The organism is Streptomyces sp. NPDC002476, from assembly GCF_042889785.1.
GTDB lineage: Bacteria > Actinomycetota > Actinomycetes > Streptomycetales > Streptomycetaceae > Streptomyces.
On the sequence record NZ_JBIARH010000033.1, the window covers coordinates 1 to 14,536 of the forward strand.

At 71.3% G+C, this 14,536-nt stretch carries 10 protein-coding genes and 1 pseudogene; 6 read left to right on the forward strand and 5 right to left on the reverse strand.

Translation table 11 applies throughout. From position 1 onward, the window contains the following. Positions 1-128: 128 nt before the first annotated feature. From ACFYXM_RS28620 to ACFYXM_RS28640, 5 genes and pseudogenes are all read right to left on the reverse strand, one after another. Positions 129-1,392: pseudogene (locus ACFYXM_RS28620) on the reverse strand (Ig-like domain-containing protein). 66 nt (positions 1,393-1,458) lie between these two features. Then, complete coding sequence (locus ACFYXM_RS28625; protein WP_389293613.1) at positions 1,459-2,109, reverse strand: response regulator; 651 nt, start codon at positions 2,107-2,109, stop codon at positions 1,459-1,461. Positions 2,110-2,136: 27 nt separating this feature from the next. Next, a complete protein-coding gene (locus tag ACFYXM_RS28630) occupies positions 2,137-3,423 on the reverse strand; it encodes a sensor histidine kinase (protein ID WP_389293718.1) in 1,287 nt (428 codons plus the stop codon). Positions 3,424-3,591: 168 nt separating this feature from the next. Then, complete coding sequence (locus ACFYXM_RS28635) at positions 3,592-4,383, reverse strand: ABC transporter permease (RefSeq protein WP_389293615.1); 792 nt, start codon at positions 4,381-4,383, stop codon at positions 3,592-3,594. Position 4,384: 1 nt separating this feature from the next. Then, positions 4,385-5,287 carry an ABC transporter ATP-binding protein gene (locus ACFYXM_RS28640; protein ID WP_389293617.1) on the reverse strand — a complete coding sequence of 301 codons (903 nt, stop codon included), beginning with the start codon at positions 5,285-5,287 and terminating at the stop codon, positions 4,385-4,387. Between the two features lie 198 nt (positions 5,288-5,485). Between ACFYXM_RS28640 and ACFYXM_RS28645 the strand changes: the two genes are divergently transcribed. From ACFYXM_RS28645 to ACFYXM_RS28670, 6 genes are all read left to right on the forward strand, one after another. Beyond that, positions 5,486-7,477 carry an ABC transporter ATP-binding protein gene (locus ACFYXM_RS28645; RefSeq protein WP_389293619.1) on the forward strand — a complete coding sequence of 664 codons (1,992 nt, stop codon included), beginning with the start codon at positions 5,486-5,488 and terminating at the stop codon, positions 7,475-7,477. Continuing rightward, positions 7,474-9,360, forward strand: coding sequence for an ABC transporter ATP-binding protein (locus tag ACFYXM_RS28650; protein ID WP_389293621.1), 1,887 nt, complete (start codon positions 7,474-7,476; stop codon positions 9,358-9,360). Before ACFYXM_RS28645 ends, ACFYXM_RS28650 begins: the two co-directional genes overlap by 4 nt. 438 nt (positions 9,361-9,798) lie before the next feature. Next, entirely contained in the window at positions 9,799-10,317 is a 519-nt protein-coding gene (locus ACFYXM_RS28655; RefSeq protein WP_389293623.1) for a cupin domain-containing protein, read from the forward strand. Between the two features lie 418 nt (positions 10,318-10,735). Then, complete coding sequence (locus ACFYXM_RS28660) at positions 10,736-11,662, forward strand: Scr1 family TA system antitoxin-like transcriptional regulator (RefSeq protein WP_389293720.1); 927 nt, start codon at positions 10,736-10,738, stop codon at positions 11,660-11,662. Further along, positions 11,659-11,862 (forward strand): DUF397 domain-containing protein, encoded by a 204-nt coding sequence (locus tag ACFYXM_RS28665; protein ID WP_389293625.1) that lies wholly within the window; start codon positions 11,659-11,661, stop codon positions 11,860-11,862. Before ACFYXM_RS28660 ends, ACFYXM_RS28665 begins: the two co-directional genes overlap by 4 nt. Positions 11,863-12,392: 530 nt before the next feature. Then, positions 12,393-14,417: a M4 family metallopeptidase gene (locus ACFYXM_RS28670; RefSeq protein ID WP_389293627.1), complete on the forward strand. Its 2,025-nt coding sequence runs from the start codon at positions 12,393-12,395 to the stop codon at positions 14,415-14,417. Positions 14,418-14,536: the final 119 nt, after the last annotated feature.

Consider the following 14,536-nt stretch of genomic DNA (forward strand, 5'->3'; position numbering starts at 1 on the left):
ACCCCCCAGGTCATCGACTTCGACAGGGGGCACACAGCCATACCGGACCCGGGGGCCAGGCGCCCCATTGCGGGGCACGAAAAAGGTAACGGGGGACGGGACCGGGCGTGCTTCCGGAGGCGGCAGGCTTACTGGCGGGGTCGGCGGAGAGCGGAGCCCGCCTTCCACTTCTTCCAGCCCAGGTTCCAGCCGCCGAGCCCGTCGTCCGGCGCGACCGGCCTGCCCCGGGAGTTGACGACCTCGATCACGTCACCGACGAGGGTCCGGTCGAAGAACCAGCCGGCCGGGGTGTCGCTCCCGCCGCCCGGCACATCGCGGAGTCCGACGCAGCCCCGGCCGACGTTCGCCGAGCCGAAGGCCGCCTCGTCCGACCAGTGGTCGCCGTGCAGCAGGACGCCGGAGCCGGTGAGCCGCAGAGCGTGCGGGATCTCCCCGCCGTCGCCGCCGCGGCCGCAGTCGGCCGCGGGGCCGTCCGCGCGGACCGCGTCGTACATCTCGCCGACCACCATCCGGCCGCTGTACGTGTCCGCGCCCGGGCGTCCCGCCGTGATCGGGACGGTGGCGACGAGCTGGCCGTCGCGGCGGACCTCCATCGTGTGCGCGGCGACGTCGACCAGGGACGTCTGGGAGCGGCCCACCCGGAAGGCGACCGTCCTGTCCTGGCTCCCGTACACGCCGGGCGCGCCTTCCACGTCCCGCAGCCGCGCTGTGACGGTGACCTCGGTGCCCGGTGCCCAGTACGCGGCCGGGCGGAGGTCGAGCCGGCCGGCGCCGAACCAGTGCCCCACCACCTCGACCTTCGGCACCGTGGTCACCTGGACGGCCCGCTCCACGGCGGCCCGGTCGACGACCGGCCTGCCGAAGGCGATGGAGACGATCGTTCCGGTGCCCACCGTGGCACGGTTCTCCGGGGTGACCCGGCCGGTGAAGCGGTGCTCGGGGACGGCCGTGGTGAAGGTGGTGCGCCGGGCGACCTCGTGTCCGTCACCGTCCACGGCCACCGCGTCGACGCGGTACGTGGCGGCGAGTCCGAGCCGTGCCTTCTCCCCCTCCGCCGACGACGTCCAGGAACGGCCGTCGCGCGCGATCCGGCCCGGCACCCGCTGCGGCTGCGCGTCCTCGATCCGGGCGACCCCGACCCTTTTGAGCCGCCCCTCCGCAACCCTCACCTCCACCCGGTCGTCGGGAGCGACGTCCCGTGCCCCGTCGCGGGGGGGTCACCAGGATCGCCTTCTCCGGGGAGCGGCGTCCGTCCCCGAAGGCGGACGGGCCGCCGGTGCAGCCGCTCAGTACGGCGGCCAGTGCGGCCAGTGCCCCCGGTACGGCGACACGTCCTGTCCGCGTCGGCACCGTGGCCGCGCGAGCCACCGGCCTCTTCGCTACGTCGTCCACGTCCCCCCCCAACGACGCGTGCCGGTCAGGGGCAACGTGGGGACGGGTGAACGGAACGGGCGGGTGTCAGCCGAGGATGCCCCGGTCGTAGCCGATCGCGACGGCGGCGGCCCGGTCCTTCGCCCCGAGCTTGGCGAAGACATGGGTGAGGTGGGTCTTCACGGTGGCCTCGCTGATGAACAGCTCGGCGGCGATCGCGCGGTTCGAGGTGCCCCTGGCGACGAGTACGAGCACCTCGCGCTCGCGGGCCGACAGCGGTTCCTTGCCCGCCGCGGACGGGGTGCGCACCCGTGAGACCAGACGGGAGGCGACGGCGGGCGAGAGGACCGTGCGGCCGTCGGCCGCGGCGCGGACGGCGTTGAACAGCTCGTCGCGGGGGGCGTCCTTGAGCAGGTAGCCGGTCGCGCCCGCTTCGATCGCGGGCAGCGTGTCGGAGTCGGTGTCGTACGTGGTGAGCACGAGCACCCGGGCCCGAACGCCGCGCCGGGTGAGTTCGGCGATGGCGGCGACCCCGCCGCCGCCGGGCATCCGCAGGTCCATCAGCACGACATCCGGATCGAGCCGGGCCACGAGGTCGACGCCCGTCCCCCCGTCCGGGGCCTCCCCGAGGACCCGGAACCCGGGCGCCGATTCGAACATGCCGCGCAGACCGTCCCGTACGACGGGATGGTCGTCGACGACGACGAGCGTGATGACGCGTGCGGGTTCCTCAGCCATGACGGGGCCAACCGTACTCGGTCCTGGTCAGCACCCGTCCCGGACCAGGGGGACCAGGGCGCGGACGGCGGTGCCCCGGCCGGGCTCCGTCTCCAGCTCGACGGTTCCCGCGACGCGTTCGGCACGGGCGCGCATGCCGCCGAGTCCGAAGCCTCCCGTCCCGCCGCGCGGCGGCAGCGCGGACGGGTCGAAGCCCCGGCCGTCGTCCCGTACGTCCAGGCTGAGTTCGTCGTCCATGAACGACAGGGTCAGGCCGACCCGTGAGGCCCCGGCGTGGCGCCCCGCGTTGGCGAGGGCCTCCTCGGCGATCCGGAGCAGGGTGGCGGCGATCTCGTCGTGCACCGGTTCGACCGTGCCGGTGACGGTGAACTCGGCCCGGACGCCGCTGCGTTCGGTCCAGCCGTCGACCGTCTTGCGCAGTGCTCCGGGCAGGTCGTCGTGGACGAGCGCGGCCGGGACCAGGTCGTGGACCGAGCGACGCGCCTCGCCCAGGCTGTGCCGGGCCAGGCCGGTCGCCCGGTCGAGGTGACGGCGGGCCAGTCCGGGATCGGTGTCGGCGACCGAGGCCACCACCTGGAGCTGGGCGATGATGCCCGCCAGGCCCTGGGCGAGGGTGTCGTGGATCTCGGCCGCGAGCCGCCGCCGCTCGTCGGCGACGCCCGCCTCCCGGGCCTGGACGAGGAGTTGGGCGTGCAGGCCGGCGTTCTCGGCGAGGGCCTGTTCGAGGCGGGCGTTGGCGGACGCCAGCGCGCTGATGGTGTCGGCCTGGGCCCGTACATGGTCGGCCTCCCGGTCGCCGATCTGGGCGAAGACCATGGTGAGTGTCGCGTGCAGGGCGAAGAGGATGCCGAAGGCGGCCCAGTTCATGGGGCCGGCCGGCGGGAAGCCACCGCACTGCGCACCGGCCAGGATGACGGCGGTGGCCAGCAGTCCGGTACGGACGGCCCGTTCCGGGAGCAGCCGGCCGGCGTCGAAGTAGCCAATGACGGCGAAGATGGAGAAGAACGGATTGCACCAGCTCAGCGCGAAGGCGAGCAGCGTACGGACGCCGAAGTAGAACACAGCCCGGCGCGACCCGGACGGCGCGGTGGCCCCCACCCGGCTCCACCAGAGCTGGAGGACGAGCGTCGGCGGGACGAGCACCGCGGCGACGTGGACGTCCGCTTCGGACATGATCGCCTCGACGGTCACCGCCGAGGCCCCGATGCTCAGGGCGAGCAGGCCGTAGGGCCCGTACCGGAAGAACCGTTCCCACCACTGGGCCGCCGTCCCCGGTCCGGTCCGGTGCGTTCGCGTCGTGTCCCCCGTGTCCATGGGTGAAGTGTGGCCGAGAAACGCCTCCCGCGGGCCGGGGAACTGCTTCTGTGGGCCGGGGAACGTCTCGTGCGGGTCCGGGAACGTCTCGTGCGGAACGATGTCCGGGGGCCGGAGCGGGCTGTGCCCGCGGGCCGCACGGGCCCTGGCAGCGGTCTCTCCCACCGGTCACTCCCAGCGGAACAGACGGGTCGCCAGCAGCGTCGCGAGCGCCGTCCACAGGGCGACCACGCCCAGATGGATCCAGCCGGGCCAGCCGCCGGACGCCGCCTGGTCCAGCGCCTGGGAGGCCGCGCCGAGCGGGGTGACCTGGACGATGTGGCGAAGGGTGTCGGGCATGGACTGCACCGGGATCCACACCCCGGCGGTGAACATCATCACCAGGGAGACGGTCGATCCGACGGCGGCGGACGCCTTGGCGGTGCGGGAGAGCGCGCAGACCAGCGCGCCGATGGCGAGCACGCCCGCGACCGCCAGGAGCAGGGCCAGTGCGTAGCCGAGCGGCTGCTTCGGCAGCCGTACGTCGAAGGCCGTCCGGCCGACGGTCAGGACCAGGGCCCCGGAGACCAGAGCCGCGGCCCCGTGCAGCGCGAGCTGCACGGTGAGCAGGACGGACGGCCGTACCGGGGTGGTCGACATGCGGCGCAGGATGCCGCGTTCGCGGTATCCGGTGAGGACCGCCGGCATGGCCTGCCCGGCCATGACCACGGCGAGCAGCACCGCCACGGGAACGTAGAGGTCGATGACGCGACGGCCGCCGAGCGCGTCGTCGGGTTCGCGGAACGACGGGATCAGGCCGAGGATCGTCATCAGTGCGGCCGGGAAGACGAGGATCCAGAACAGGCTGCCGGGTTCGCGGAGGAACAGCCGTGTCTCGGTCCGCAGGACGGCCGCCCACGGGGCCCGGGTCCTCGTCTCCCCGGCGGGTGCGGCGGGGGCTCCGGTGTGCGTCGTGGTCATCTCAGGCCGCCTGTTCGGTGAGGTCGAGGTAGGCGTCGTCCAGGGTCGCCTCGGAGACGCGGAGCTGATGTGCGGTGACGCGGTGCCGGGCCAGCAGGGAGATCACCGCGTTGACCGTGGTGTCGGTGCCGTGGATGACGATCCGTCCGTCCTTGTGCTCCACACCGGTCGCCCCGGGCAGCGCGTCGAGCTCGGCGTCGTCCAGGGGACGTGACGGCTCGAAGGAGATGACCGTGCCGCCGTCGGCCCTGCGGATCAGTCCCGAGGGCGTGTCGAGGGCGACGACCTCGCCCTTGTCGATGACGGCGACGCGGTCGCAGAGCCGCCGGGCCTCCTCCATGAAGTGGGTGACGAGAAGGACCGTCACGCCGCTGTCGCGCACGTCCTCGATGAGCTTCCAGGTGTCCCGGCGGGCCCGCGGGTCCAGGCCGGTGGTCAGCTCGTCGAGCACCACGACCTGCGGGTTGCCGACCAGGGCGAGCGCGATGGACAGCCGCTGCTTCTGACCGCCGGACAGCTTGGCGTACCGGGTGCCGTACGAGGTGTGCAGGCCGAGCCGTTCGGCCAGGGCGCGCCAGTCGGCGGGGGCCGGGTACAGGGAGCCGTACAGCTCCAGCGCCTCGGCGACGGTGATCTTCGCCTGGAGCTCGCTCTCCTGGAGCTGGGCGCCGAGCAGCCGGGTCACCCGGTCGTGGTCGGCCACGGGGTCGAGACCGGCGACGCGGACCGTGCCGGCGTCGGGGATCCGCAGCCCCTCGACACATTCGACGGTGGTGGTCTTGCCCGCCCCGTTGGGCCCGAGGATGCCGAAGATCTCCCCCGCCTCGACGGAGAAGCTCACCCCGTCCACCGCGGCCCGCCCGCCGTACGCCTTGCGCAGGCCGTTGACTTCGATGATTGCCATGCCACGAGGATCGTGGCGGGCACGGCGCCGCACCATCGTCCATCGCGCTCGAAGGCGCATCGTCCGATCGGTTGACCGGGACGTACGACCCGTGGCCCGGGTCACCTGCCGGATCCGCCCCGTCCCCGACGGGGCGTCACCACGGTCGGCCGAAAACCACATGAGCGAGGACCGCGGCGAACCGTAGGCTCGTCTGTGATGCCCGAAAAACATGTAGGCCCCGAGGACCGGTCCACGGTGCGCACCCTGCTGCGGCTGTGGCCCTACGTGAAGCCGGTGCGGGGACGCCTGTTCAGCGCCGCCGTGGTCGCCATCGTGGCCTCCTGCGTGGGTCTGGTGATCCCCCTCGTACTGAAGTGGATGGTCGACGGGCCGGTGGCGGACCGGGACCCGGGCGGGGTCTGGCTCGGTGCGCTGTACCTGCTGTTGCTGGGCGTCGCCGAGGCGGGACTCTTCGGGCTGCGGCGATGGCTGGTGGCCCGGCCGATGGCCGGGGTCGAGGCGGCGATGCGGGCCGATCTGTACCGGCACCTCCAGCGGCTGCCGGTGGCCTTCCACGACCGCTGGCCCTCGGGGCAGCTGCTCTCGCGCGCGACCACGGACCTGATGCTGCTGCGCATGTTCCTGGTCTTCCCGCTGATCTTCCTGCTGGTCAACGGCACGACGATTCTGGTCGGTTTCGTCATTCTGCTGATGCAGCAGTGGACGCTGGGGCTGGTGCTGCTCGCTCCGGTGGTGCCGCTGGTCGTCGTCTGCGCGCTCTTCGAGACGAAGTACTCGGCCGTGGCGCGCAGGGCCCAGGACCAGGTCGGTGATCTGACCACGGTGGTCGAGGAGAGCGTCCTGGGCATCCGCGTCATCAAGGGCTTCGGCCGGCACCGCAGCCAGGCCCGCGCGTTCCGCGCGCTCTCCGAGCGGCTGCGGGAGACGGAACTGGGCAAGGCGCGGCTGCTCGCGGGCATCTGGGCCGTCATCACCACGGTTCCCGAGCTGGCCATCGGGGCGGCCCTGGTCCTCGGCACGATCCAGGTCGCCGACGGCGGTCTCTCGGCGGGCACCCTCGTGGCCTTCCTCTCCACGGCCCTCGCGCTGCGGTGGCCCATCGAGTCGATCGGCTTCCTGCTCGCGATGAGCCAGGAGTCGGCTACGGCGACGGAGCGGTACTTCGAGGTGATGGACGTGGCGGAGGAACGCGACGAACCGGCCGGGCCGGCCGGAACGGCCGAAGGAGCCGGGGCAACCGGAAGGGCCGACGCGGCCGGAGCGGCCGGCGAAGCCCGCAGGGCAGGCGCAGGAGCCCGTAGGGCAGCCGCGGGAGCCCGTACGGCAGGTGCGGCGGACGGGGTTCCGGCGGACCGACCGACGGACGGCCGGGAAGGCATGGTGTTCGAGGGGGTGGAGTTCCGCTACCCCGACGCCGATCCCGGCTCCGCGCCCGTGCTGTCCCGGATCGATCTCAGCATCCGTCCCGGCGAGACGATGGCCCTGGTCGGGGCCACGGGCTCCGGGAAGACGACGCTCACCGCCCTCGTGCCCCGCCTGTACGAGGCCACCGCGGGACGGATCACGCTCGACGGCCGGGACATCGCCGCCATGTCCCGGCAGGAGCTGCGCGGGCTGGTGTCGGTGGCGTTCGAGGAGCCGACGCTGTTCTCCGCGACCGTCGGGGAGAACGTCCTGATGGGCGCCGAGGGCGCCGGACAGGACGAGCTGCGCCGGGCGCTCGCGATCGCGCAGGCCGACTTCGCGCACGACCTGCCCGATGGCATCGGCACCCAGGTCGGCGAGCAGGGCCTCAGTCTCTCCGGCGGACAGCGGCAACGCCTGGCGCTGGCCCGCGCCGTGGTCGGCCGGCCGCGCTTCCTGGTGCTCGACGATCCGCTCTCCGCCCTGGACGTGCACACGGAGGCGCTGGTGGAGGCCGCGCTGCGGCAGGTGCTGGAGGAGACGACGGCGATCGTGGTCGCGCACCGCCCGTCCACGGTGATGCTCGCGGACCGGGTGGCGCTGCTCTCCGAGGGCCGGATCGTCGCGGTCGGCACCCACCAGGAGCTGCTGCGCGGCAACGCGGAGTACGCCCGGCTGATGTCGGGCGACGGCCACGACACGGAGCAGGACGCCTTCCCCGACCCGTCCACCGACGGCCGCCTCGTGCCGGACGCCGCCGCCGAGAAGGGCCGCACCCGATGACCAGTACGACGACGACCGGCCCCGGCGGCCGACCCGATACGCACGAGGATTCCGGCGCACCGTCCAAAGACGTCGGCCCCGGCAGCGGCACCGGGGACCGGTTCGACCGCGACGATCTGCCCACTCCCCCGAACGCCACCCGCGCGCTGCTGTTCTCGTTGCTCCGGGCGCACCGGGCCCGGGTGCTGCTGGCGGCGCTGTTGCTGCTGGTCCAGCAGGCGGCGGTGCAGGCGGGCCCGCTGCTCGTCGCGTACGCCATCGACCGGGGCGTGCCCGCGTTCCGCGACGCGGACCACGGGCCGCTGATCGCGGTGGCCGTCGGGTACGCGCTGTGCTCGGCTGCGGCGGGAGGCATGCAGTACGCCTTCATCGCGGTCTCCGCGCGGATCAACCAGGACGTGCTGCTCGATCTGCGCGGCCGGATCTTCCGTCACGCGCAGGCGCTGAGCGTGGACTTCCATGAGCGCTACACCTCGGGCCGGCTGATCTCCCGTTCCACCACGGACGTGGAGTCGCTGCGGGAGCTGCTCAGCGAGGGGCTCCAGGAACTCATCACCGTGATCCTGTCGTTCCTCTCCATCTCGCTGATGCTGCTGTGGCTGGACCTCGGCCTCGGCGCGGCGGCCGTGCTGTCCTTCCTCCCCCTGTATCTGCTGGTGCGCCTCTACCAGCGGCGGGCCGGGGTGCTCTACGGGGCGCGGTCGACGGCGATCGCCGCGGTCATCGTGAAGTTCGCCGAGTCGATGAACGGCATCCGCCCCGTCCAGGCGTTCCGGCGGGAGCACGTCAACGACGCGCACTTCGAGAAGCTCAACCACACGCACCGGTGGGCGAACGGCAGCGCCACGCTGGAGATGGCGCGCTACGTCGTCGGCTCCCGGCTGGTCGCCAACACGGCGGTCGCGGGCATCGTGCTGTGGGGTGCGTACCGGGTGGCGTCGGGCACCCTGGCGCTCGGGGTGCTGGCCGCGGCCGTGCTGTACCTGCGCCGGCTGTACGACCCGATCGACCGGCTGGGCATGTTCCTCAACTCCTACCAATCGGCGGCGGCTTCACTGGGGAAGATCGCGGGCCTGCTGGCCCAGACCCCGTCCGTTCCCGAGACCGCGGACCCGAAGGAGCTGCCCGCCCTCCCCGGTGAGCACCCCGGCCGTGAGGTCGTCTTCGACTCGGTGCGTTTCGCCTACCGCACGGGCGGCGAGGTGCTGCCCCGCTTCGACCTGACGATCCCGGCCGGTCGGACCGTCGCCGTGGTCGGTTCGACGGGCGCGGGCAAGTCGACGCTCGCCAAGCTGCTGGCCCGCTTCTACGACCCGTCGGAGGGCCGGGTACTGCTCGACGGCACGGACCTGCGGGACCTGGCCGTGCCCGAGCTGCGGCGGGGCGTGGTGATGGTGACGCAGGAGGCGTTCCTGTTCTCCGGGACGGTCGCCGAGAACATCGCGATCGGCCGACCGGACGCGACGCGCGAGGAGATCGAACAGGCGGCCCGTGCGATCGGCGCGCACGCGTTCATCGCCGGCCTGCCGGAGGGCTACGACACGGACGTACGCAAACGGGGCGGCCGGATCTCGGCAGGTCAACGCCAACTGGTGGCGTTCGCACGGGCGTTGCTGGCGAATCCGTCGGTGCTGATCCTGGACGAGGCGACGAGTTCACTGGACATCCCGGGTGAACGTGCGGTCCAGCGGGCCATGGACACGGTCCTGCACGGCCGTACGGCGGTGGTGATCGCCCACCGCCTGTCGACCGTGGAGATCGCGGACCGGGTCCTGGTGATGGAGCACGGCCGCATCGTCGAGGACGGCACCCCGTCCGAACTCATCGGCGGCACGGGCAGGTTCGCCGGTCTGCACCGCGCGTGGCGGGAGAGCCTGGCCTGACGCCCCCGGTCGCGGGATCCGCCGACTCCGACAACGCGACACAAGCGCGCGGGTGCTGCCCCCGTCACCGCATGGACACGGTTGGCGCATCCAGGGCTGAGCGTGACGTCGGTCTTCCTGACCGTTGTGGCCGTGAAGGCCGACGTTGTCTTCAGAGGGGGTGTCGGTGTCGCTGCGCGCGCCTCAACGCCTGGTGGACCGACACTCCACGAGCCCGCACACGAACGTCACACCTGGCAGCCCTACGGCCCACCGCCTGCTGCCGGAAGCAGCGATGTTCGCCCGACGGGGCAAGCGTTGCCGGGAGCGGCGCCAGTCCCGCGGTACTAGATCCTCAGTCCTCGGTCCGAGCCCAACGAAGACCATCCGCAAGCCCGATGCCACCTTCTGGAGGCGGGAGCCACCATGCTGGTGAAGACCTGCCGAGAGGAGCACATCATGTCGTACCCCGGACACCTGGAGTACCCGGAAGCCCGATACCGCGGCGACAAGGGCGAAGTGAACGCGGCCTTCCGCCCGGCCGACACCCCGCCGGACATCTCCTCACCCGGCGCCTCTACCCACTACCTCGCCACCAACGAGTCGACCGGCGGCGAGTTCGGCCTGTACAAGGTGGAGCTGGGTGCACGGTCCGCCGGAGCCAAGACCCACTTCCACAAGGCGATTTCGGAGTCCTTCTACATCCTCTCCGGCGAACTGGAGCTCTACAACGGCGAGAAGTGGGTCACGGGCCGCGTGGGCGACTTCCTGTACGTACCGGTCGGCGGCCTGCACGCCTTCAAGAACGTGACCGACGAGCCCATGTCCATGCTCATGCTCTTCTCCCCGGGCGCCCCACGCGAGGAATACTTCGAACGGGTTGCGGAGATGACGCAGCGCGGCGGCGAGGAACTTGAGCGGTTTCGCATCCGGCACGACAGCTACTTCCTGGAAGACGTCGAGCCCGGGAAGGGGTAGTTCGAGGCTGTTGCAGGGCCACCGCTCCTCCGCCGTGATGGCTACCACCAGGGCGCGCCCGGCCTGTACAAGTTCGCCAACGGTGTCCCGCACATCACGGGGGCGGCGCCGCGCACACCCTGCCGGGCGACGATACGAAAGGCCGTCCGCAAGGGCACCAGAGCACCGCCCCGTACTCCGCGTCAGCGTACGGGCACACGGAGTGGACTCTCCCGTTGACTTTCCGTAACGATGCCGGAGCCGGATGCGAGCGCCGGGACGACGTGAAGTCCCCTTTGCTCGAACGGAGTTACGGGCCAAGGGAAGGCAGGAACCAGTCGTGACGGACAGTGCGGAGGCGAACGGTGCGAAGGCGAGCGGCACAGTCACGGGCAGCACGGCCACAGGCGGCACGGCCACAGACAGTACGACCGCAGGCATCGCGAAGGCCGACAGTGCGGCCACAGGCCGTACGGCGGCAGGTGGTACGGGCGCGGGCGTCGGGACCGCTGGCAGTGGCTTCACCAACGACCAACTCGCCTGCGGTGGCGAGCCGGAGGCGTCGGACAGCCTCAAGGCGTTCGGCGCGGTCGTCAAGGCGTTCCGCAGGCGGGCGCGGCTGACACAGGAGGAGTTCGCCCCACAGGTCCGGTACTCGGTTCCCACGGTCGCCTCCATCGAGCAGGGCCGCCGGTTCCCCTCGCTCGAATTCGTGGAGCGGGCGGAGGAGGTACTGGACGCGTTCGGGGCGCTGCGGGGAGCGGCGCGCCATCTGTCGCGGCGGCCGGGCATCGCGAATTGGTTCCGGCAGTGGGCGGGTATCGAGGCGGACGCGGTGAGCCTGTACACGTACGAGTGCCGTGTGGTGCCGGGCCTGTTGCAGACGGAGGCGTACACGCGGACGGTGTCGCTCAGCGTGCCGCCACGGCCGGACGAGGAGGAACTGAACGCGCGCGTCGCGGCACGACTGGACCGCCAAGGGCTGCTGTCCACGCGCCGGAAGCCACCGACGACGTTCAGCTTCATCGTGGAACAGGCGGTGCTGGAACGGCACACGGGCGGGCAGGACGTGACGCGTGAGCAGTACGACCACCTGCTGGACGTGATCGAGCGGCACTGGAACGTCGAGTTCCAACTGATGCCGTTGCAGCAGCCGGTGCACGCCGGGCTGGACGGGCCGATGCGACTGGCGGAGACGCCGGAACACCGCTGGTTCGGGTACTCGGAGGGGCAGGAGAACGGACGCTTCATCACCGATGCGAAGGAGATCAGCCGCCTCCACCGGCGATATGCTTCACTGCGCTCACAGGCCCTGACCCCCGAGGACTCCCTCAGCCTGTTGAAGCGAATGCGAGGAGCGCTATGAGCACGTCCGAACTGACCTGGTTCAAGAGCAGTTACAGCGGCTCGCAGGGCGACGACTGCGTCGAGGTGGCACTGTCCGGCCGCCCCCAGGAACCGACCACGGCCGTCCGCGTACGGGACTCCAAGCTGGACCGGAGCCCTCGACTCACCCTCAACCCCGTTGCCTGGCAGAGCTTCCTCTCCTACGCCGCCCGGGACTGAGAACTCCACAACACGCACGCGACGCCCCGCCCGACGCACATCGGGGCGGGGCGCCGCGTTTCGCCTCCCCCGCGCTCCCCGCGCTCCCCGCGCTCCGCGCACTCCCCGCCTCCAGACCGCGCCGGGGCTTGAAGTCGCCGCCGCGCGGCTCCGGTCGGTGTACGGGCCCGGGGCCGCACCGCCCGCCCCGACCAAGGCGACGAGTTTCAGCCACACCCCACACCATCTCGGCCACCGTGAACACCCATCGCGGGGGCTGATGTTCGATTACGGCCGTCACGGAGCCGATACCGTCCCGCGCCATGGATTCAGCCGGTGCGGGCCCCTCTACGCCACCCCGGTGTTGATCGGTGAAACGTCCGCTTAACGAACATGGTCTCTCCGGCAACGAACGAGATCCGGCCAAGTTGTTGACGCGCTCCTGACAGGAACACCCTCCGGCTGACACTCTTCACCCCGTTCTGCGCACTTCTCATTCACCGGCCGGCTGACACCCACCGACCGGTACCCCCCTTGCAGAAGGAGTTCGCGTGAGATCCACGCCCAGACGTCGCGCCACCGCGACCGGTGCTCTGATAGCCGCAGCGGCACTCATCGCCGTCGGCGTCCAGACCGGAACGGCCACCGCCACCCCCGGCAACACGACCGCGGCGTCGACCGCAGGTGCCAAGTTCGGTGCACTGGCCAAGCAGCTCACTCCCTCCCAGCGTGCCGAGCTGATCCGCGAGGCCGACGCGACCAAGGCGGCCACGGCCAAGGACCTCGGTCTCGGCTCCCAGGAGAAGCTCGTCGTCCGGGACGTCATCCAGGACAACGACGGCACCACGCACACGCGTTACGAGCGCACCTTCGCCGGACTCCCGGTGCTCGGCGGCGACCTGATCGTCAAGGAGTCCAAGTCCGGGGCGACCCAGGGCGTCACCAAGGCATCCAAGGTGACCAGTGGTCAGCTGAAGGCCGTGGACCTCAAGGCGGACATCGCGCCCGCCAAGGCCGAGAAGCAGGCGCTCGGGCTCGCCAAGGCCGACGGCTCCAAGAAGACCGAGGCCGACCGGGCGCCCCGCAAGGTGGTCTGGATGGCGCAGGGCAAGCCGCAGCTCGCCTACGAGACCGTCGTCGGCGGCCTCCAGCACGACGGCACCCCCAACGAGCTGCACGTCATCACGGACGCGGCCACCGGGGCGAAGCTGTACGAGTGGCAGGGTGTCGAGAACGGCACCGGCAACACCCAGTACAACGGCCAGGTCACCCTCGGCACCGCCCCGTCGTACACGCTGACCGACACGGGCCGCGGCAACCACAAGACCTACAACCTGAACCACGGGTCGTCCGGCACCGGGACGCTGTTCACCAACTCCACGGACGTGTGGGGCAACGGCAACCCGTCGAACGCCGAGACGGCCGCCGCGGACGCCCACTACGGCGCGGCCGAGACCTGGGACTACTACAAGAACGTGCACGGCCGCAGCGGCATCCGCGGTGACGGCGTCGGCGCGTACTCCCGCGTCCACTACGGCAACGCCTACGTCAACGCCTTCTGGCAGGACAGCTGCTTCTGCATGACGTACGGCGACGGCGAGGGCAACGTCAAGCCGCTGACCTCGCTCGACGTGGCCGCGCACGAGATGTCGCACGGTGTCACCGCCGCCACCGCCAACCTGGTCTACAGCGGCGAGTCCGGCGGCCTGAACGAGGCCACCTCCGACATCTTCGCCGCGGGCGTGGAGTTCTACTCCAACACCGCCGAGGACCCGGGCGACTACCTCGTCGGCGAGAAGATCGACATCAACGGCGACGGCACCCCGCTGCGCTACATGGACAAGCCGAGCAAGGACGGCGCGTCCAAGGACGCGTGGTACTCGGGCATCGGCAACATCGACGTCCACTACTCCTCGGGCCCGGCGAACCACTTCTTCTACCTGCTCTCCGAGGGCAGCGGGAAGAAGACCATCAACGGCGTCGACTACGACTCCCCGACCTCCGACGGCCTGCCGGTGACCGGCATCGGCCGCGCCAAGGCCGAGCAGATCTGGTTCAAGGCGCTCACCACCAAGTTCACCTCCACCACCAACTACGCGGCGGCCCGCACCGGCACCCTGGCCGTGGCCGGTGAGCTGTACGGCACGACCAGCGCCGAGTACAAGGCCGTCGGAGACGCCTGGGCGGCCATCAACGTCGGCACCCGTGACGGCGGCAACCCCGACCCGGGCGGCAAGGTCTTCGAGAACAAGACCACGGTCGCCATCCCGGACCGCGGTGCGGCCGTCACCAGCTCGGTCAACGTCACCGGTATCACCGGCAACGCGCCCAGCACCCTCCAGGTCGGCGTGGACATCACCCACACCTACCGCGGTGACCTGGTCATCGACCTCGTCGCCCCGGACGGCACCTCGTACCGCCTGAAGAACTCGGGCTTCGACTCCGCGGACGACGTCAAGACCACGTACACGGTCAACGCGTCCTCCGAGGTGGCCAACGGCACCTGGAAGCTCAAGGTCCAGGACGTCTACTCGGGCGACAAGGGCAAGATCAACAGCTTCAAGCTGACCTTCTGAACCCCTGCACCGGGTCCCTCCCGGTGATCACCGCCCGGCAGGAGCTCACGCCCCTGCCGGGCGGTTCCGTGCCAGAACCCGTCGGGTGACCTCGGATCGGAATGCGGACGCGGTCCGGT